Below are 19,471 nucleotides of genomic sequence, written 5' to 3' on the forward strand. Positions count from 1 at the left end.
TAGCGCGTCAAATTAGCGAGCATCGCTTCGGGGCTGATGACTGCTTTGCTCCCTCAGCGCCTCATACAACTGAGCCGGCCCCAGCAAAATATCTTTCAACCCGCCGCGCACGCGCTCCGAGTCCAGCGCCTGTTTGCTCATGGTGGTGTGCGCTGCGAAGGCGTCCATGATGGCGTTCATCAGCTCGTTGGCTAGGTCGGGTGAATTGGCAAACTGCTCCTTGGTGTTGCTGGTCGCCTGCTGCACCAGAATTTCCGACTCCAGCAGCTTGCCTTTGAGCACGTTGTTCACATAGACCAGCTTGTCATCATCGGTCAGCTCACCCTCAAACAAGTCATTCACCTTGGCCACAATCTCCGACAGCAGCACTTTCAACTTGTCCTGCACCGCGCCCGCGCCGGTGTCTGTCAGGGGCTGCAGCTTGTAGTCGCCATCCGTGTCATGTAGCGCCAGACTGCGCTGGCCCTGCTCTTTCAGCCGGTGGTGGGTCAGCACCACCTTCGACAGGTCCACGCCCTCGCGCTCGCGGCCAAAGTCCAGCAGGGGCAGCAGGCGTTTGAAGAAGAGGGCGCGCTTTTCGATGGCGGTATTGCCGTAGTCGAAGACCTGCCCCAGGAAGGCATACACGCGCACGAAGGTGCCCAGGTCGCGCTTGAACAGGGTGAGGGCTGCCAGAGCGTCCTTGGCGGCCTGCGCTGCCGGGCCATCTACGATGCCGCCGCTCTCCGCGTCCTGTTGCTTTTGTCGCGCCGCCTTGTAGCGTTTGAGCAGCCGGTCGGCCACGGGCTCGATGGCGGCCACCAGCAGGGCCTGTGTGGCCTTGGGGTTCAGCTCGGCCAGCACCACGCGCTCCACTTCAAAGTCGTCGTAGTGCCCCGAGGCATCGAGCTTTGCGCGCAGGTCATACACCAGGTGCGGGTCGGTCACCCCGGCCAACTCGGCGGTTTCGTAATAGGTCTTGAACGCGGCCAGCACGTCATCGGGCTCGTTCACAAAGTCGAGGATGTACGTGGTGTCCTTCACGCCGAAGGGGCCGCTGTAGGCACGGTTCAGGCGGCTCAGGGTCTGCACCGCCTGGATGCCGCCAAGGCGCTTGTCCACGTACATTCCGCACAAGAGCGGCTGGTCAAACCCGGTCTGGAACTTGTTGGCCACCAGCAGGATTTGGTACTCGTCGGTGGCAAACGCCTCGCGCATGTCGCGGCCCTTTAGGTTCGGGTTCAGCTGGGTGCTGTTCTCTGATACGGGCTCGTCCAAGTGCTCTGGGTCGCTCACCTCACCTGAGAACGCCACCAGCGCGCCCAGCTGGTAGCCGTTGTCCTGGATGTAGCTCTGCATGGCCAGCTGCCAGCGCACTGCCTCCTGGCGGCTGCCCACCACCACCATGGCCTTGGCGTGGCCACCCAGTAGGGGCTGCACGTTCTCGCGGAAGTGCTCCACCACCACGGCCACCTTCTGGCTGATGTTGTAGGGGTGCAGGCGCACCCAGCGCATCAGGCCCTTCATGGCCTCGCTGCGCTCGACCTCTTTCTCGTCCCACTCCTTGCCGTTGTTGGCCAGCTTGAAGGCCAGCTTGTAGGGTGTGTAGTTCTTCAGCACGTCGAGGATGAAGCCCTCCTCGATCGCCTGGCGCATGGAATAGATGTGGAACGGCGCGGGCAGGTTGCCCGGCCCGGCGGGCTGGTCGGGCTGGGGGCGGCGGCCAAACAGCTCCAGCGTTTTGGCCTTGGGCGTGGCCGTGAAGGCCACGTAGGTGATACCCACGTCGTTGGCTCTGGCCGCCATCTGCGCCGCCAGCAGGTCTTCGGTGCCCACCTCGCCACCATCTGCCAAGTCTTTGAGTTCTTCGGCGCTCAGCAGTTGCTTGAGTTTGCTAGCTGCTTCGCCCGTCTGGCTGCTGTGCGCCTCGTCGGCAATCACGGCAAAGCGTTTGCCCTGCGTGGCGGCCAGTTCCTGCACGGCCTTGAGGGCGAACGGAAAAGTCTGGATCGTGCAGACCACGATCTTCTTGCCTCCGCCCAATGCCTCGGCCAGCTCGCCGCTTTTGCTGCCGCCTTCGCCCTTGATGGTGGCCACCACGCCCTTGGTGCGCTCGAAGTCGAAAATGGCCTCTTGCAACTGCGCATCGAGCACATTGCGGTCGCTCACCACCAGCACGCTGTCAAACAGCTTGTGGTTCTGCGCATCGTGCAGGTCGGCCAGAAAGTGCGCCGTCCAGGCAATCGAATTCGTCTTGCCGCTGCCCGCGCTGTGCTGGATCAGGTACTTGTGCCCGGCACCCTCGGCCAGCACGACCGCCTGCAGCTTGCGCGTGGCGTCGAGCTGGTGGTAGCGCGGGAAGATGAAGCCCGTCACCTGCTTCTTGCTGTCGCGCTGGGTAACGAGGTAACGGCCGATGATCTCCAGCCAGCTATCCCGCTGCCACACCTGCTCCCACAGGTAGGCCGTGCGGTGGCCTGCGGGGTTGGGCGGGTTGCCCGCGCCGCCGTGGTCGCCCTGGTTGAAGGGCAGAAAGCGCGTAGCAGGGCCTTGCAAGCGCGTGGCCATCATCACCGTGCGGTTGCTGACCGCAAAGTGGACCAGCGCACCCCGCGGAAAGTCCAGCAGCGGCTCGGCAAACGGCCGGCCCTTGGGTTTGGGGATGCGGTCAAAGCGGTACTGGTCCACCGCCGCGTTCATGTCCTGCGTGAAGTCGGTCTTCAGCTCCGCCGTGGCCACCGGGATGCCGTTCAAAAACAGCACCAGGTCAATCACGTCGTCGTGGTTGGTGCGGCACTGGCGCACCACGCGCAGGCGGTTGGCGGCGTAGCGGGCCTGCAGGTCGGGGTTCATGGCCAGCGCGGGCTTGAACTGGGCGAGCTTGAGCGGGGCCTTGAGCCCCAGCAGGTCGATGCCCACGCGCAGCACCTCCAGCGTGCCCCGGTCGTCCAGCGCTTTGCGCAGGCGGTCCAGCAGCATGGCTTCGGCTGCCGCGCCGTGGTTCTTGACCAGCGCCTCCCAGGCTTGCGGCTGGGTCTGCTGCACCCAGGCCAGCAGGTCGGCGGGGTACAGGGCGCGGGGGGTGTCGTAGCCGCTGGCGTCGCCCTCGGTGCCGGGTGCGCCGTAGAGCCAGCCCTGCGCTGCCAGGTGGTTGCAGATGTCGGTCTCGAAAGCGATTTCGTTGTGCAGGGCCATGGCAATGTTGAATAAAAAATGGCTCTAGCGCTTGCCAGACAAACGCAAGCAGCTATGAAATTGATAGTTACACGCCGCGCAAAGGCTCACACCAACCCCCATTCGGGGTGCTGGGCCTGCAGCCAACGCTGCGTATGCCCCAGCAGCTTCTCTGCGGCCGCCAAGCAGGCGTGCAGGGTGGCGTCGGCAATGGGGTCGCCCTCGTAGTCGTTCACGTTGCGCTGGCGGCGCAGGGCGTCGAGCACGATCAGGTCGGGCTTGGGCACGCCCAGGGTCTGGTCCAGCGTCTGGATGGCCGTCTGGTGGTGGCCGGGCTGGCTGGTGGAGGTGCGCCAGCCGTTGGCCCACAGGCCCAGCATGGCGCACTGCATGATGCATTTGTAGGCCGCATCAAAGCGGTTGCTGGCGCTGATTTGTTCCACCCGCGCATCGGCCAGGTTCTGCCGCGCTGCCTGCAGCAGCTTGGCCATGGCGGGCGGGTCAGGCGGCTGCGCCTGCAGGCGGCCAATGGCCTGCAAGTTGCTCAAGCTCATGGTCATTCCCTTGAATCCACAGTTTGGGTTTGCGCAGCACGTCGCGCACAAAGGCATCGCCTGCCAGGGCCTTGTCGGCCAGCTCTTGCGGTGCCCAGACCACCGGGTTCACCTCGCGCCCCAGCAGCTCGTGCAGCGGGTACAGCGCCTGCACCACGGCGACAAAATCGACGCTGCCCACCAGCAGCACATCCACATCGCTGTGCTCGGTGGCGGTGCCGCTGGCCAGCGAACCATACACAAACGCCAGCGCAATCTGCCCCGCCAGCGGCTCCAGCGCCGTGCGCAGCGCGGGCACCACGCCATGCGTCTTGCGGAACATGGCAGAGAGCTCAGGGAACAGCGGGTGCTGCACATTGGCGCTGTAGCGCGCCTGATTGCCCTGGTCGCTGCGCAGCAGCAGCCCCGCCTGGGCCAGCTTGCCCAGCTCGCGCCCCAGCGTGCCCGCGTGGCTGCCGGTCAGCCGCGCCAGCTCGCGCAGGTGCAGGCTGTGCCCCGGCTGCAGCAGCAACGCCGCCAGCACCTGCTGGCGCTGGGCGGGGAACATCAGGTTCATGGCGTCCTGTGTGTTGCTCATAAGGCGACGATTGTTGCCTTTAAGGCTTCATGGGGCAAGTGGATTGGGTGGGTTTGAAGCGAAATCAGCCCCCAGCGCTTTCTGGATAAGCGGTCACAGCTATTGAATCAGGAGCATTAGCGCCGCCCGGCAGCCCGCGCACGTCGATCTGGCCTGTGACGGCGGCGGAGATCAGGGCGGTGCGGCGTTCTTGCAGGAGGGTGATGGCGGATTGGGCTTGGGTCTTCAGGGTGTCGAGCTTGGCGGTTTCGTGCTTGATCAAGGCCACGATGCTGTCCTGCTCATCTAAAGGCGGGGCTAAGCACTCGATCATTCCCAACTTGCTTGCCTTGATGCCGAGCGCTGTGGAACCAGTGGCCAGAGTTTCCAGGCGACTTTGACAGCCTGTGCTCATCAGCCAGTACAGCAAGTAGCTATTCCTCATTAGGGTCGGTACGCCACGGAATTTCACGACGCGCTGTGCAAGAGCAATATCCGTACGATCGATCAAGGCCACCTGGCCGAATGGGGCCTCCATCGTGAACAGTAAATCGTCAATCTCAGGCTTGCCTCTCGCGAGTAGCGACGCGGCTGAATCTGGATCGACAAATTCTTCGGAAGCCTCATAGTCAATGCGTCCGTCGCGGATGTTCCTTGCGGTGACAAGAAAAATGCCCTCGTCAACTTTGGTAGGCGTACGGCCACGGTAGTCAACCACTGGACCAATAAAGCGTGTAAGACCTCCTACCACCCAATGCCCCGGCACCTCCCCCAGCCACTCCACGCCCGAGTCCTTCATAGTCACGTTCGGGTCCAGCCCCTTGGTCACGGCGTGGGAGATGACGGCCTGGCGCTTTTCCTGCAGCAGGGAGATCAGCTTTTCCTGCTCGGCCACCAGCGCGTCGATCTTGGCGGTTTCGCGGTCGAGAAAAGCGGCGATGGCGGTTTGTTCTTCGGGCGGCGGGAATGCAGCGCGCTCGTTGTAGTACCGATCTTGGTCCAGGTTTTGAATACCGGACGTTTGGTTGATCGAGCCGGTCGTCAACCTTACGGCGTAGGCCGCAGCGTGTACGTAACGCCAGTAGGATGAAACCATGCCGGGTGCCAGCTGCACACGCGCCACGAAATTCGAGCACACAGCTGGGCGTTCATCGTCATACAGGACGACACAGCCAACTGGCTGGTTTTCGCCACCACCCGATTTCTCAAGCAGCAAATCTCCCTTGTTCAGGGTTCGCCCTTCACGCTCCCGGCTGGTGACGTTTCTGATGGTGGGCTCTTTCAATTCGACTCGCAGTTTCTGGCGGTCAAAATCCGCAACTCGAACACACGGTATGTCGTTTTCGTCACCCTTCGACTCGTCGCCCCAGATGCCATTCTTCGAGCTGATTATGGAAGCTTTGAGTCGATCCACGATCCAATGCGTCGGCACCTCCCCCAGCCACTCCACCCCACTGTCCCTGTACTCCGGGTATCGCGGAAAACTCATGCCGACAGCCCCTTGATCATGTCCAGGATGCGGTCGGTGGTTTGCTTGAGTTCGGCATCAATCTCGGCCAGCGGGCGCGGTGGCTTGAACACGTAGAAGTGCCGGTTGAACGGGATTTCGTAGCCCACCTTGGTTTTGTCGGGGTCGATCCAGGCATCGGGGGCGTGGGGCAGCACTTCGCGCTTGAAATACTCGCCCACGTCTTCGGCGAGCGGCACGTTTTCGGTGTCGCGCAGGCTGGCGTCGGGCTGGGGCTTGCCTTTTTGCTTGCCCTTCTGGCCCAGCACGACCTGGCCGTTTTCATCGCGCAGCGGGCGCTCGACGGTGATGCTGTGGTAGCCAAAGGCTTCGTTGTCAAAGATGCGGCTGATGGGGGTGCCGTCGTCGCCCGGCGCCTCCACAAAGTCGCCAAACAGGCGGGTGATGTGCGCGATGTGGGCGTCGCTCAGTTCTTTGCGCTTTGACCCGAGGCTTTTGCGCATCTTCTGCCACATGCCGAAGGCGTCAATCAGCTGTACCTTGCCCTTGCGCGCTGTGGGCTTGCGGTTGCTGAGGATCCAGACATAGGTGGCGATGCCGGTGTTGTAGAACATATCCGTGGGCAGGCCGACGATGGCCTCGCACAGGTCGTTTTCCAGTACGTAGCGGCGAATTTCGGATTCGCCCGAACCCGCGCCGCCGGTGAACAGGGGCGAGCCGTTGAGCACAATGCCAAAGCGGCTGCCGCCCTCGTGGGCCGGGCGCATCTTGGCGATCAGGTGCAACAAAAACAGCATGGAGCCGTCGGAAACCCGGGGCAGGCCGGGGCCAAAACGGCCGTTGTAGCCCTGTTGCTCGTGCTCTTTGCGCACTTCCTTCTCGACCTTCTTCCACTCCACGCCGAAGGGTGGGTTGGACAGCATGTAGTCAAATTTCTTGTGACCATGGCCGTCGTCGCTGAGCGTGTTGCCAAAGGCGATGTTGGCCACGTCCTGGCCCTTGATCAGCATGTCGGCCTTGCAGATGGCGTAGGACTCGGGGTTGAGCTCCTGGCCAAACACGGTCAGGCGCGCTTGTGGGTTGTGCTCGGCCAGGTATTCACCCGCCACGCTGAGCATGCCGCCCGTGCCGGCGGTGGGGTCGTAAATGGTGCGCACCACGCCGGGCTTGCTGAGGATGACGTCGTCTTCAATGAAGATGAGGTTGACCATGAGCCGGATGACCTCGCGGGGCGTGAAATGCTCCCCGGCTGTTTCGTTGCTGATTTCCGCAAACTTGCGGATCAGCTCCTCGAACACCAGGCCCATTTGCATGTTGCTGACGGCCTCGGGGTGCAGGTCGATCTGGGCGAACTTCTCTGTCACCTGGTAGAGCAGCCCGGCCTTGGCCAGGCGCTCGACCTGGGTGTGGAATTCAAAGCGCTCGAACACATCGCGCACGGCGGGCGAGAACGCCTGCACGTAGCTGAACAGGTTCTGCGCAATGTGGTCGGGGTCGCCCAGCAGCTTTTTGAGGTCGAGCGTGGAGGTGTTGTAGAAGCTCTGGCCTGCCTTGCGCAGCAGAAAGGGCTCGGGGTTGACGCCCAGTTTTTCTTTGTCGGCCAGTTCGGCCAGCACGGCGGGCTTGGTGGCTTCGAGCACGCAGTCCAGCCGGCGCAGCACGGTAAAGGGCAGGATGACTTTGCCGTAGTCGGATTGCTTGTAGTCACCGCGCAGCAGGTCAGCGACGGACCATATGAAGGCGGAGAGGGTTTGTTGGTTCATGCGGGAGCAAATCTCTTTAACTTGGAATGTATCGCCGGGGCGGATACAGTTGTCCAGCATCCTAGCCCACGGGAGGACCGTGGGGTGCTTGATCTGGTTCAATGGGCGTGAGGATGGGGCGAGTGCCATGGCGCGCCGTTGAGTTGGGCGCTGCCCGGACGGCACCGGGGGTGTGCGGCAATAGTGTTTGCGTGGCTTGCCGCTTGGGAGGAACGAATGCCAGACGAACGATGGACCGATGTCCCGGACGATGGCGTGTCGGACGACATCCCGCCGTACCTGCGCAAGCCGCCGGCAGGGACCATTCAGGCAGGGCATTTCTGGCTGTCCTGCATCAACACCAAGCTGCGCAAGCTGGAGGCGCTGGGGCTGCGCCCGCATGCAACCCTGCTGGAGAACATGGCCGCCATGGAGCGTTGGGCAAGCGGGGATGGGCTGGGGGAGCCGTTACCGGGGACGATGAGCCGGCAGGTGTGTTCGTGGCACTGAGGCGCTCGTCTACCCATTACGTAGCCGGCTTACATGTTCTGGATGGCAAGTGCTACTTGAGCGAAGCCGCTTCTGGTATGTGCTTTTGTACGATGAGCGCTGCGCGCTCGCTGGTTGCGGTGATTTCGCCCACTCAGCGGGCACCAGCCCGATCTGTCCCGAACAGGTCCCAACTCGCCATGAACAGTGCCGCGATGACGGGGCCGATCACAAACCCTGTGAGCCCAAAAAGTGCCATACCTCCCAGCGTGGAGATGAGTACGACATAGTCAGGCATCTTGGTGTCCTTGCCCACAAGGATGGGCCGCAGAACGTTGTCAACCAGTCCAATGACCAGGATCCCATAAGCGGTGAGCGCCACGCCCTGCACCACAGCCCCGGTAGCCAAAAAATAGATGGCTACGGGTACCCAGATGATGCCCGCACCGACCGCGGGCAACAGCGACAAAAACGCCATCAGCACGCCCCACAAGACAGGTCCCTGGATGTCCAGGATCCAGAAGATCAGACCGCCCAGGGCGCCCTGGGCTGCGGCCACCACGATGTTCCCCTTGACCGTCGCGCGGATCACCGTGGTGAACTTGTCGACGAGTTGGCGTTTGTGTTCTTCGTGCAGTGGGGTGACTTGTCCGATGCGCTTGCCCAGAGCGGCCCCATCGCGCAGCAAAAAGAACAGCAGATACAGCATGATGCCGAAGCTGGCGATGAATTCCAGCGTGTTTTGCCCGATGTTCAATGCTTGTGCCGCCGCAAACTGGCTGGCTTGGACGGCGACCGACGCGAACTTCGCCTGAATGTCGCTGAGCGAGGTGAGTTCGAATCGGTCAAGCAGACTGGTGGCCCACGCGGGCATGGCGCCAATGACTTGTTGCAGGTAGAGCCCGAAGTTGAGTTGCCCCGACTTCACGCGCTCGTAAATGGCGGAAGCCTCTTGCACCAGGGATATGGAAATCACGGTCACTGGAATGATCACGATGACCAGGCAAAGGCATAGCGTGCACAGTGCTGCGAGGTTCTGGCGGCGAGGCATGCGCGCTAAAAGCCGCCGATGGAATGGCGCGAACAGGATGGCGAGGATGACCCCCCAAAACACGGCACCATGAAACTGCCACAGGATCGCTCCGAAGGCGACAGTCACCAGCGACAACAGCAACAGGAACAACTTGTTTTCAATATTGGGGGGTGTCATACGTTTCGAGTGGCACATCGGTGGAATGCCGGAATGTACGCCAGCGTGAGGTCCCTGGCGCATCGAGTCGGCGTTTCGGTGCCTGGTCAGGATCGTTTCTGCAAGAGATTGCTCAGTTCAGTGGCACAATACGGCCTGCAACCCAAGGCCCTTCCCTAGCCACAGTCGCATCCGCCAATCGGTTCAGCCGTGTCGCGGAAGGTTTTTCAACCAACTAATGCTTTCCCAAGGAAAGCGGAGGTCAGCGGAATATGAGCGAGACGACATCCGTCTATCAAGCCTATCAAGGCAACACTTACCTCTTCGGCGGCAATGCGCCCTATGTCGAAGAGATGTACGAAAACTACCTCGCCAATCCGGGCAGTGTGCCCGACACCTGGCGCGAGTATTTTGACGCCCTTCAGCACGTTCCCGCCGTCGATGGATCGAATTCCAGGGACGTGCCGCACCTTCCCGTCATCAATGCCTTTGCCGAGCGGGCAAAGCAGGGCGGTTCGAAGGTGGTGGATGCAGCGGGTGCTGACTCAGAGCTTGGTCGAAAGCGCACAGCAGTCCAGCAACTGATTGCTGCCTACCGCAACGTGGGTCAGCGCTGGGCGGACCTTGATCCCCTCAAGCGTACCGAGCGCCCCGCCATTCCTGAACTGGAGCCATGGTTCTATGGTTTCAGCGACTCAGACCAGGAAGTCGTCTTCAACACCAGCAACACCTTCTTTGGCAAAGAATCGATGACGCTGCGCGAGCTGATCAATGCGCTGCGCGAGACCTACTGCGGCTCCATCGGGGCCGAGTACATGTACGCCACCGACCAGAACCAAAAGCGCTGGTGGCAGCAAAAGCTCGAAACCATCCGCAGCAAGCCCAGCTTCGGCGCAGACAAGAAAAAACATATCCTGGACCGCCTGACGGCCGCAGAAGGTCTGGAGCGCTTCCTGCACACCAAGTACGTCGGCCAGAAGCGTTTTTCGCTCGAAGGTGGCGAGAGCTTTATCGCCGCCATGGACGAGTTGATTCAGTCCGCTGGCGCCAAGGGTGTGCAGGAGATCGTGATCGGCATGGCCCACCGCGGCCGCCTGAACGTGCTGGTGAACTCGCTGGGCAAGATGCCCAAGGACTTGTTCGCCGAGTTTGACCACACCGCCCCCGAGGACCTGCCTGCCGGTGACGTGAAGTACCACCAGGGCTTCAGCTCGGATGTCACGACGCCTGGCGGCCCCGTGCACCTGTCGCTTGCGTTCAATCCCTCGCACCTTGAAATCGTCAACCCGGTGGTTGAAGGCTCGGTGCGGGCCCGTATGGACCGCCGCGCCGATCCGCTGGGCAAGCAGGTCCTGCCCGTGCTGGTGCATGGTGATGCGGCCTTTGCGGGCCAGGGTGTGAACCAGGAAACCCTTGCACTGGCCCAGACGCGTGGCTACTACACCGGCGGCACGGTGCACATCATCATCAACAACCAGATCGGGTTCACGACCTCAGACCCGCGTGACACCCGCTCGACGCTGTATTGCACCGACATTGTGAAGATGATCGAGTCGCCCGTGCTGCACGTCAACGGTGATGATCCGGAAGCCGTGGTGCTGGCCACCCAGCTGGCGCTGGAGTTCCGCATGGAGTTCCGCAAGGACGTGGTGGTGGACATCATCTGCTTTCGCAAGCTGGGCCATAACGAACAGGACACGCCTTCGCTCACCCAGCCACTGATGTACAAGAAGATCGGCCAGCACCCCGGCACGCGCAAGCTGTATGCCGACAAGCTGGCTGCACAGGGCTTGGGCGAATCGCTTGGCGACGACATGGTCAAGGCCTATCGCGCGGCGATGGATGCGGGCAAGCACACGGTTGATCCGGTGCTCACCAACTTCAAGAGCAAGTACGCGGTGGACTGGAGCCCTTTCCTGGGCAAGAGGTGGACGGACGCTGGCGATACGGCGATTCCGCTGGCCGAGTGGAAGCGCCTGGCCGAGAAGATCACCACGATCCCCGAGAGTGTGACGCCGCATCAGCTCGTCAAGAAGGTGTATGACGACCGTGCAGCCATGGGTCGCGGCGAGATCCCCGTGGACTGGGGCATGGGCGAGCACATGGCGTTTGCATCTCTGGTGGCCAGCGGCTATCCGGTGCGCCTGTCGGGGGAGGACTGCGGTCGCGGCACTTTCACCCACCGCCACGCCGTCATTCATGACCAAAAGCGCGAGAAGTGGGACATCGGTTCCTACGTGCCCCTGCAAAACGTCGGTGAAAACCAGGCTCCGTTTGTCGTCATTGACTCCATCCTGTCCGAAGAGGCGGTGCTGGCCTTTGAATACGGCTATGCCTCCAACGATCCCAATACCCTGGTGATCTGGGAAGCCCAGTTTGGCGACTTTGCCAACGGCGCCCAGGTGGTGATCGACCAGTTCATCGCGTCTGGCGAAGTAAAGTGGGGCCGCGTCAACGGTGTCACGCTCATGCTGCCGCATGGCTATGAAGGGCAGGGCCCGGAGCACAGCTCGGCTCGCCTGGAGCGCTTCATGCAGCTGGCCGCAGACACCAACATGCAGATCGTGCAGCCGACCACGGCCAGCCAGATCTTCCATGTGCTGCGCCGCCAAATGGTGCGCGACCTGCGCAAGCCGCTGGTCATCATGACCCCCAAGTCCCTGCTTCGTAACAAGGACGCGACCTCGCCGCTGTCCGAGTTCACCCGTGGTGGCTTTCAGACCGTGATCCCCGAGCAGGACGAAGGCGTCATCAAGAAGGCTGCCAAAGTCAAGCGCGTGATTGCGTGCTCGGGCAAGGTGTACTACGACCTGGTGAAAAAGCGCGCCGAAAAGCAAGCGGACGACGTGGTCATCCTGCGCATCGAGCAGCTGTATCCCTTCCCACACAAGGCATTTGCCTCGGAACTGAAAAAGTACCCTAACGCAACGGACGTGGTGTGGTGCCAGGACGAGCCGCAAAACCAGGGCGCATGGTTCTTCGTGCAGCACTACATCCACGAAAACATGCTCGAAGGGCAAAAGCTCGGTTACTCCGGTCGTGCTGCTTCGGCATCGCCTGCGGTGGGTTATTCGCACCTGCACCAGGAACAGCAAAAGGCTCTGGTGGATGGTGCGTTTGCCAAGCTCAAGGGTTTTGTCCTGACCAAGTAAGGCCAGCTACCCCAACGAACACAGAACAGAATCCTACTGAAAGAATTTCAAATGGCTATCGTAGAAGTCAAAGTCCCCCAGCTGTCCGAATCTGTGGCTGAAGCCACCATGCTGACGTGGAAGAAAAAGGCCGGTGAGGCCGTGGCTGTCGATGAGATCCTGATCGAGATCGAGACCGACAAGGTTGTGCTGGAAGTGCCCGCGCCTGCCGCTGGCGTGCTCTCTGAGATCGTGCAGGGCGACGGTGCCACCGTGGTGGCCGAGCAGCTGATCGCCAAGATCGACACGGAAGGCAAGGCTGGCGCTGCCGCACCCGCCACCGCTGCGCCAGCTGCAGCGCCAGCCACCGCCGCGGCTCCTGCCGCTGCTGCCGCCACGGCGGGCGGCTCCAAGGGCGACGTGGCCATGCCCGCAGCCGCCAAGCTGCTGGCCGATAACAATATGTCGGTGTCGGCAGTGGCCGGTACCGGCAAGGATGGCCGGGTCACCAAGGGCGATGTCCTCAGCGCTGTGGCGGGCGGTGCAGCCAAGGCGGCAGTGGCCACCAGCGCCATTCCGACCGGCGTGCCCACCAAGGCGCTGCCGCAGGTGGCCGCCCCGGCCGCCAGGCAAGACCTGGGCGACCGTCCAGAGCAGCGCGTGCCCATGAGCCGCCTGCGCGCGCGTGTTGCCGAGCGCCTGCTGCAATCGCAGTCGACCAACGCCATCCTGACCACGTTCAATGAAGTGAACATGGCGCCCGTGATGGAAATGCGCAAGAAGTTCCAGGATGCGTTCACCAAGGAGCATGGCGTCAAGATCGGCTTCATGAGCTTCTTCGTGAAGGCCGCTGTGCATGCGCTCAAGAAGTTCCCGGTGCTCAACGCCTCGGTCGATGGCACCGATATCGTCTACCACGGCTACTTTGATATTGGTATCGCCGTGGGCTCGCCCCGTGGTCTGGTGGTGCCCATCCTTCGCAATGCCGACCAGATGAGCTTTGCCGACATTGAAAAGAAGATCGCCGAGTTTGGCAAAAAGGCGGCCGAGGGCAAGCTGGGCATCGAGGAAATGACCGGCGGCACGTTCTCGATTTCTAACGGTGGCACCTTCGGCTCGATGATGTCCACACCCATCATCAACCCGCCTCAGTCTGCCATCCTGGGCGTGCATGCAACCAAGGACCGTGCCGTGGTCGAAAACGGTCAGATTGTGGTTCGTCCGATGAACTACCTGGCCATGTCCTACGACCACCGCATCATCGACGGCCGCGAAGCCGTGCTGGGCCTGGTGGCCATGAAGGACGCGCTGGAAGACCCATCGCGCCTGCTGTTTGATATTTGAGATGCACCGCCCTGAGTCGCTTCGCGCTTTTTCCCTTCTCTCGAATTGCTACGCAATTCGGGAAGGGGGACACTGCCGGCGCGGCGGGGCGGCCTTTGCGCGGCGGTCACTGATGTGGCTCCACGCGCTTCATCGGCCGGGGGAGTTTGGCGCATAGCGCTCCCTTGGCATGTATTGCACGGACCCACATGTGCCGCCCGGAATCTGTCCGGCCCGTCGGTGGGTCTTTCTCCAACGGACCCAATGAGATTTCCCATGAGCAAACAATTCGATGTGATCGTCATCGGTGGCGGCCCCGGTGGCTACATCGCCGCCATCCGCGCGGCCCAGCTTGGCTTCAATGTGGCCTGTATCGACGAGTGGAAGAACGACAAGGGCGGGCCTGCGCCGGGTGGCACCTGCACCAACGTGGGCTGTATCCCCTCCAAGGCGCTGCTGCAGTCGTCCGAGCACTTTGAGCATGCCAACAAGCATTTCGCCGACCATGGCATCACGGCGTCCGATGTGAAGATTGATGTGGCAAAGATGATTGGCCGCAAGGACACCGTTGTGAAACAAAACAATGACGGCATCCTGTACCTGTTCAAGAAGAACAAGGTCAGCTTCTTCCATGGCCGTGGTTCGTTCGTGAAGGTGGCCGATGGTGGTTACGAGATCAAGGTGGCTGGCGCCGCCGAAGAAACGCTCACCGCAAAGCAGATCGTCATCGCCACCGGCTCCAATGCCCGTGCGCTGCCAGGCACACCGTTTGACGAAGAACTGATCCTGTCCAACGACGGTGCACTGCGCATCGGTACTGTTCCCAAGAAGCTGGGCCTCATCGGCTCGGGCGTCATTGGTCTGGAAATGGGTTCGGTCTGGCGCCGCCTGGGTGCCGAAGTCACCATCCTCGAAGGTCTGCCCACGTTCCTGGGTGCAGTGGATGAGCAGATTGCCAAGGAAGCCAAGAAGGCTTTCGACAAGCAGGGCCTGAAGATCGAGCTCGGCGTGAAGGTCGGCGAGGTCAAGACCGGCAAGAAGGGCGTGAGCATTGCCTACACCAATGCCAAGGGTGAGGCCCAGTCGCTGGACGTGGACAAGCTCATCGTCTCGATTGGCCGTGTACCCAACACCATCGGCTTGAACACGGAAGCCGTGGGCTTACAGCTGGACGAGCGAGGCGCCATTGTGGTGGACGCTGACTGCAAGACCAACCTGCCCGGCGTGTGGGCAGTGGGCGACGTCGTGCGCGGCCCCATGCTCGCGCACAAGGCGGAAGAAGAGGGCGTTGCCGTGGCCGAGCGCATGGCAGGTCAACACGGGCATGTCAATTTCAACACCATCCCCTGGGTGATCTACACCAGCCCCGAGATCGCGTGGGTGGGCCGTACCGAGCAGCAGCTCAAGGCAGACGGTGTGAAGTACAAGGCGGGCAGTTTCCCGTTCCTGGCCAACGGCCGCGCGCGTGCACTGGGCGATACCACCGGCATGGTCAAGATGCTGGCGGACGCTGAGACCGATGAAATCCTGGGCGTGCACATCGTGGGTCCGCAGGCCAGCGAATTGATTGCTGAGGCCGTGGTGGCCATGGAGTTCAAGGCCAGCAGCGAAGACATCGCGCGCATCTGCCACGCCCACCCGTCGCTCTCTGAGGCCACCAAGGAAGCCGCTCTGGCGGTCGACAAGCGCACGCTCAACTTCTGATGTTGACGTTAAATTGTGCGGTTACGCTTGATTTGCTTGGGTTTATAGCTATTTAATTGATAGCAATAAGGCATTCCACCGTGACCGTTAAACAGGCCTACCTTGCCGAGCTGGCCGCCAAAGGCTATCAAAGCGACCCAGCTCAGCTTCGAGCGGTGGAGGCCTTGCAGCGCTGCGCGGACGACTGGGCTGCGTACAAAGCCCTTCGTTCAAATGCATTCAAGAAACTGATTCACCGCCCCGGGGTTCCCAGGGGCGTGTACATGTACGGCGGCGTGGGCCGGGGAAAAAGCTTCTTGATGGACTGCTTTTTCAATGCGGTACCGATCAAGCGCAAGGTGCGGCTGCATTTTCACGAGTTCATGCGCGAAGTTCATCGCGAACTGGCGGGCCTGCAGGGCACGGTCAACCCGCTTGACGAGCTGGGTGCGCGCGTTTCCAAGCGTTACAGGCTCATCTGCTTTGATGAATTCCACGTATCGGACATCACGGACGCCATGATCTTGCATCGGTTGCTGGATGCATTGTTCGCCAACGGTGTTGGATTTGTCACCACCTCGAACTTCAAACCCGACGACCTCTACCCCGACGGCTTGCATCGCGACCGTATCCTGCCGGCAATCGCCTTGCTCAACGAAAAGCTGGAGGTGGTGAACGTGGACAACGGCACCGACTACCGGCGGCGCACGCTGGAGCAGGTCAAGCTCTATCACACGCCGCTGGGAGCGCAGGCCGATGCGGAAATGCGCGAAACCTTCGACCGGCTGGCCGAAGTGCGTGATGAGGACCCGACCTTGCATATCGAGGCGCGTGAAATCCGTGCCCGGCGAAAGGCTGGCGGGGTGGTTTGGTTTGATTTCCGCACCCTGTGCGGGGGGCCGCGCTCCCAAAACGACTATCTGGAGATCGCCACGCAATTTCACACGGTTTTACTGTCAGATGTGCCGCACATGCCCGTGAGCATGGCGTCGCCCGCGCGCCGCTTCACCTGGCTGATCGATGTTCTGTATGACCGCAGGGTCAAGCTCATCATGTCTGCGCAGGTGCCGCCAGAGCAGCTCTACACAGAAGGGCCGCTCGTGCACGAGTTTCCTCGCACGGTTTCACGACTCAATGAAATGCAGTCCAAGGAGTTCCTGGCGCTGGATCGCCGTTCAGTGGATACCGGGCTCACATGACATCGAGCCACGCTGCGCGCGCGTCCATGTTCCTAGTGATCGCAGCGATCGCTTTGGCGACATCAGCCGCCTGGGCGCAGGCGTTGGGCCCACGCATGCCGGACTTATCGGCTGACGAGTTGTCAGCCCCGTCGCCTTTGCTGGAGGGTGGCGCTGCGCCGCCGCGCACGACGGAGCTTGAACGCATTCGACGTGAGCGTGAAGCCTTGATCACCCAGCGCCAGACGCAGGAGGCTGAGTGCTACAGGAAGTTCGCTGTGGAGGATTGCCTGCGCAGCGTACGGGCGGGTGCAAGGGAATTTGACGCCCGTCTGCGCGCGCAAGAGATCGCTATCAAAGACGCGGAGCGCAAGGAAAAAGCGGCTGAGCGCCAGCGCACGATTGCGGAAAAGCAGACGAGCGCTACACCGCCAGAGCAAGGCGGCAAGGCCGGGGCAGCGAGTGAGGTGCAGCGAAAGCCTGCGACGGACAGGACACCAACGGCGGAGGTTCGTGACGCGCAGGCCGTCCGCAGGGCGCAAGAGCAGCGCGACAAGATCCAGCAGCGCAGCCAGGCCCAAAAAGCCAGCGCTGCCGGCGACGCCGAGCGCGAAGCCCAATCCCGAGCGCGGTATGCCGAGAAATTGCGCAAGGCCCAAGAGCGCCGCGACAAGGCAGACGCGTCGCGGGAGCAAGAGCAAGCCTCGGGTAAACAGCCGGCGGCACCGTTGCCCCCAGTCCCGGCTGCTTCCCGGTAGGGTCTGCCCAAGAGACTGGCAGCCCGCTGAAATCTTGCATCCGATGGTGGAAACACCACTTGCTCGGCAGCGTAAAGGCAGCGGCAGCCGCGCCTTGAGGTGACGGCCTAGGAGCGCCCTGTCGCGGAGGGCGTCAGGGGTAGCAACGGAGCAGGCTTCTTTTGCTCAACCAGGGCTTCGATCTTCACGATCACCAGGGAAAGATTGTCTCCACCGCCACGAGCGCGCGAACGGGCTTTTTCGACGAGGAACTCGGTCGCCTCTCTCGGTGACAGGGATTCGACCACGGAGCCGAGTTCGGTCGGCGAGAAGTAGTGCCAAACACCATCGCTGCAGGCCAACAGCACATCTCCGGGTTGCAGTTGGGGAATGATGTGCGTCGTGATGGGGGGATCGCTCTCGGTTCCTAGGCAGCCGACGAGGATGTTGGAATGCGGGTGCGAATTGGCCTCCGCCTCGGTCAGTTCGCCACGGTCGACAAGCGCCTGCACATAGGAATGGTCACTGGTGCGCGACACCATGCGGCAACCCTGGAAATGGTAGATGCGCGAATCGCCCGCGTGCAACCAATGGCAGTCGCCGCGAGGGTTGATGAGGAAGGCGGCAATCGTGCTGTGTGGCTCTTGCTCTGCGGAAATGGCTGTCAGGCGGATCACGATGTGGGCTTCGGCGGCGATGCTGCGCAGCGTGGCGACAGGATCGTCGGTGTCAGGTGAGTAGCGCTCGAAAAGCTGCCGCGCCGTCATCATCACCTGATCAGACGCCTTGCGACCACCGCTGCGCCCGCCCATTCCGTCCGCAACCACGCCGAGCACACAGCCGGTGTGGCGCGGGTGCGCGATGAGCGTGACCTGGTCTTGCTGGTATTCCCGGTCACCCTTGTGGATGCCGGTGGACGCGATGAGGCGAAACGCTTTGGTCATGCTGGTGATTGTGTGGGGGCGGACGCGCAGGGTAGTCGCCGAAGGTCGAACCAGCGCGTATTATCTGTCCACCTGTGGCATTTTTGCCATGCGTCTGCGGCCTCTGACTTGATCCCGAGCCTTCGTTTCCCTCTCCCCTTTTCGTTCAGGTTTGCTTGCGCTGGCGGCCTCGCGGGCTCTGAATTTGCACGCAGTTACCAACCCGGCCTGACGGCTTTGTGTCTGGGTCACATCCCTGGCCCCGCATGACTTTGACACAGCATGTCGAAGATGCGTTTTCCGCTGGTGGTGCTTTGGCACGTGCAGATACGCATTTCCAGCCGCGCGAGGGGCAGGCGCAGATGGCGGTGGCTGTGGCTCAAACCATCGAGCTGGGTGGGGCGCTGGTGGTCGAGGCCGGCACCGGCGTGGGCAAAACCTACGCCTATCTGGTGCCTGTGCTGCTCAGTGGCGAACGGGCGCTGATTTCTACCGCCACCAAGGCCCTGCAGGACCAGCTTTTTGCCCGAGACCTGCCCCTGCTGGTGCGGACCCTCGGGCTGCCGGTCCGTTTGGCGCTGCTCAAGGGGCGCGCCAGCTACCTGTGTATCCACCGCATGGAGCAGGCCTGGCAGGACGTGCTGGCGCGGGACCGGGGTGTGGTTCGGGTCCTGGCCAAGGTGCAGGAATGGTCCCGGTTGACGCGCTCGGGCGACCTTGCCGAACTGACAGGTTTGGACGAACGGTCTCCAGTCATTCCACTCATTACGTCCACACGTGAGAACTGCCTGGGCTCGCAGTGCCCGCGTTTTCGCGAATGTCATCTACATGCCGCCAGGCGCGAGGCGCTCGCGGCCGACGTGGTGGTGATCAACCACCACCTGTTTTTTGCGGATCTGGCTGTGCGTGAGTCGGGCATGGCGGAGCTGCTGCCATCGGTGCGCGTCGTGATCTTCGATGAGGCCCATCAACTCAATGAAACCGGCGTGCAGTTTCTGGGACTGCAGTGGTCCACCGGGCAACTTCTCGATTTGTCGCGGGACCTGCTGGCCTGCGGCATGCAACATGCGCGGGGTCTGGCGGACTGGGCTGGGCTGGTGGCCCGCCTGGAGAAGGCTGCGAGCGCGCTTCGCCAGGCCGCGGGGACGGAGCGGGCCACCGCCTCACGCATACCCTGGACGCAAGCGGTGCCCGACGGCATCCACCCCACCGCCTGGGGCGCAGCCATGCAGCTCGTCTGCTCGGGCTGCGCCGATGTGCTGGAGGCACTGGACATGGTCAGCGAGATCGCGCCTGATTTCAACCGCTTGTATGAGCGCTGCACCGAGCTTTTGGCCCGTGCTGC

General features: G+C 62.1%; 14 protein-coding genes. 7 read left to right on the plus strand and 7 right to left on the minus strand.

Features of this window, described 5'->3' with window-relative positions; genetic code table 11:
- Positions 1-12: 12 nt before the first annotated feature.
- The 5 genes from ACK543_RS11180 to ACK543_RS11200 form a co-directional block, all read right to left on the minus strand.
- Positions 13-3,174, minus strand: coding sequence for a type I restriction endonuclease subunit R (locus tag ACK543_RS11180; protein WP_409942921.1), 3,162 nt, complete (start codon positions 3,172-3,174; stop codon positions 13-15).
- Positions 3,175-3,260: 86 nt separating this feature from the next.
- A complete protein-coding gene (locus tag ACK543_RS11185; RefSeq protein WP_409942922.1) occupies positions 3,261-3,707 on the minus strand; it encodes a DNA-binding protein in 447 nt (148 codons plus the stop codon).
- Positions 3,655-4,284, minus strand: coding sequence for a nucleotidyltransferase domain-containing protein (locus tag ACK543_RS11190; protein WP_409942923.1), 630 nt, complete (start codon positions 4,282-4,284; stop codon positions 3,655-3,657). The genes ACK543_RS11185 and ACK543_RS11190 overlap by 53 nt, the downstream gene beginning before the upstream one ends.
- Positions 4,285-4,348: 64 nt before the next feature.
- Positions 4,349-5,752 carry a restriction endonuclease subunit S gene (locus ACK543_RS11195; protein ID WP_409942924.1) on the minus strand — a complete coding sequence of 468 codons (1,404 nt, stop codon included), beginning with the start codon at positions 5,750-5,752 and terminating at the stop codon, positions 4,349-4,351.
- A complete protein-coding gene (locus ACK543_RS11200) occupies positions 5,749-7,494 on the minus strand; it encodes an N-6 DNA methylase (protein WP_409942925.1) in 1,746 nt (581 codons plus the stop codon). Before ACK543_RS11200 ends, ACK543_RS11195 begins: the two co-directional genes overlap by 4 nt.
- Positions 7,495-7,710: 216 nt before the next feature.
- Here ACK543_RS11200 and ACK543_RS11205 point away from each other — a divergent pair, with 216 nt between their 5' ends.
- Complete coding sequence (locus tag ACK543_RS11205; RefSeq protein WP_409942926.1) at positions 7,711-7,983, plus strand: hypothetical protein; 273 nt, start codon at positions 7,711-7,713, stop codon at positions 7,981-7,983.
- Between the two features lie 133 nt (positions 7,984-8,116).
- On the opposite strand, the gene ACK543_RS11210 is transcribed toward ACK543_RS11205, so the two are convergent.
- Positions 8,117-9,172: an AI-2E family transporter gene (locus ACK543_RS11210; protein WP_409942927.1), complete on the minus strand. Its 1,056-nt coding sequence runs from the start codon at positions 9,170-9,172 to the stop codon at positions 8,117-8,119.
- 251 nt (positions 9,173-9,423) lie between these two features.
- Between ACK543_RS11210 and ACK543_RS11215 the strand changes: the two genes are divergently transcribed.
- The 5 genes from ACK543_RS11215 to ACK543_RS11235 all read left to right on the plus strand — a co-directional run bounded on the left by ACK543_RS11215 (position 9,424) and on the right by ACK543_RS11235 (position 17,224).
- Entirely contained in the window at positions 9,424-12,303 is a 2,880-nt protein-coding gene (locus ACK543_RS11215) for a 2-oxoglutarate dehydrogenase E1 component (protein ID WP_409942928.1), read from the plus strand.
- Positions 12,304-12,354: 51 nt separating this feature from the next.
- Positions 12,355-13,626 carry a 2-oxoglutarate dehydrogenase complex dihydrolipoyllysine-residue succinyltransferase gene (odhB, locus tag ACK543_RS11220; protein ID WP_409942929.1) on the plus strand — a complete coding sequence of 424 codons (1,272 nt, stop codon included), beginning with the start codon at positions 12,355-12,357 and terminating at the stop codon, positions 13,624-13,626.
- A gap of 255 nt (positions 13,627-13,881) precedes the next feature.
- On the plus strand, positions 13,882-15,309 hold the full coding sequence (gene lpdA, locus ACK543_RS11225; RefSeq protein WP_409942930.1) for a dihydrolipoyl dehydrogenase: 1,428 nt from the start codon (positions 13,882-13,884) through the stop codon (positions 15,307-15,309).
- An 80-nt stretch (positions 15,310-15,389) separates the two neighbouring features.
- Positions 15,390-16,487 (plus strand): cell division protein ZapE, encoded by a 1,098-nt coding sequence (gene zapE, locus ACK543_RS11230; RefSeq protein ID WP_409942931.1) that lies wholly within the window; start codon positions 15,390-15,392, stop codon positions 16,485-16,487.
- On the plus strand, positions 16,484-17,224 hold the full coding sequence (locus ACK543_RS11235; RefSeq protein WP_409942932.1) for a hypothetical protein: 741 nt from the start codon (positions 16,484-16,486) through the stop codon (positions 17,222-17,224). The genes zapE and ACK543_RS11235 overlap by 4 nt, the downstream gene beginning before the upstream one ends.
- Positions 17,225-17,331: 107 nt before the next feature.
- On the opposite strand, the gene ACK543_RS11240 is transcribed toward ACK543_RS11235, so the two are convergent.
- The gene (locus ACK543_RS11240; RefSeq protein ID WP_409942933.1) at positions 17,332-18,147 is read right to left on the minus strand and encodes a PP2C family protein-serine/threonine phosphatase; all 816 of its coding nucleotides are present in this window, start codon (positions 18,145-18,147) and stop codon (positions 17,332-17,334) included.
- Between the two features lie 245 nt (positions 18,148-18,392).
- On the opposite strand from ACK543_RS11240, the gene ACK543_RS11245 reads away from it, so the two are divergent.
- Positions 18,393-19,471, plus strand: a 1,079-nt coding sequence (locus tag ACK543_RS11245; RefSeq protein WP_409942934.1) for an ATP-dependent DNA helicase, incomplete at its 3' end; no start/stop codon positions are given.

The sequence above is a fragment of the Acidovorax sp. genome, from assembly GCF_046341535.1.
Lineage (GTDB): Bacteria > Pseudomonadota > Gammaproteobacteria > Burkholderiales > Burkholderiaceae_C > Acidovorax.

Bases quoted from the DNA above. Each gene is read 5' to 3' on its own strand.
- ACK543_RS11185 (WP_409942922.1), bottom strand. From the start codon at position 3,707: ATGAGCTTGAGCAACTTGCAGGCCATTGGCCGCCTGCAGGCGCAGCCG.
- ACK543_RS11190 (WP_409942923.1), bottom strand. From the start codon at position 4,284: ATGAGCAACACACAGGACGCCATGAACCTGATGTTCCCCGCCCAGCGC.
- ACK543_RS11200 (WP_409942925.1), bottom strand. From the start codon at position 7,494: ATGAACCAACAAACCCTCTCCGCCTTCATATGGTCCGTCGCTGACCTG.
- ACK543_RS11180 (WP_409942921.1), bottom strand. From the start codon at position 3,174: ATGGCCCTGCACAACGAAATCGCTTTCGAGACCGACATCTGCAACCAC.
- ACK543_RS11195 (WP_409942924.1), bottom strand. From the start codon at position 5,752: ATGAGTTTTCCGCGATACCCGGAGTACAGGGACAGTGGGGTGGAGTGG.
- ACK543_RS11210 (WP_409942927.1), bottom strand. From the start codon at position 9,172: ATGACACCCCCCAATATTGAAAACAAGTTGTTCCTGTTGCTGTTGTCG.
- ACK543_RS11240 (WP_409942933.1), bottom strand. From the start codon at position 18,147: ATGACCAAAGCGTTTCGCCTCATCGCGTCCACCGGCATCCACAAGGGT.
- ACK543_RS11205 (WP_409942926.1), top strand. From the start codon at position 7,711: ATGCCAGACGAACGATGGACCGATGTCCCGGACGATGGCGTGTCGGAC.
- ACK543_RS11215 (WP_409942928.1), top strand. From the start codon at position 9,424: ATGAGCGAGACGACATCCGTCTATCAAGCCTATCAAGGCAACACTTAC.
- lpdA (WP_409942930.1), top strand. From the start codon at position 13,882: ATGAGCAAACAATTCGATGTGATCGTCATCGGTGGCGGCCCCGGTGGC.
- odhB (WP_409942929.1), top strand. From the start codon at position 12,355: ATGGCTATCGTAGAAGTCAAAGTCCCCCAGCTGTCCGAATCTGTGGCT.
- ACK543_RS11235 (WP_409942932.1), top strand. From the start codon at position 16,484: ATGACATCGAGCCACGCTGCGCGCGCGTCCATGTTCCTAGTGATCGCA.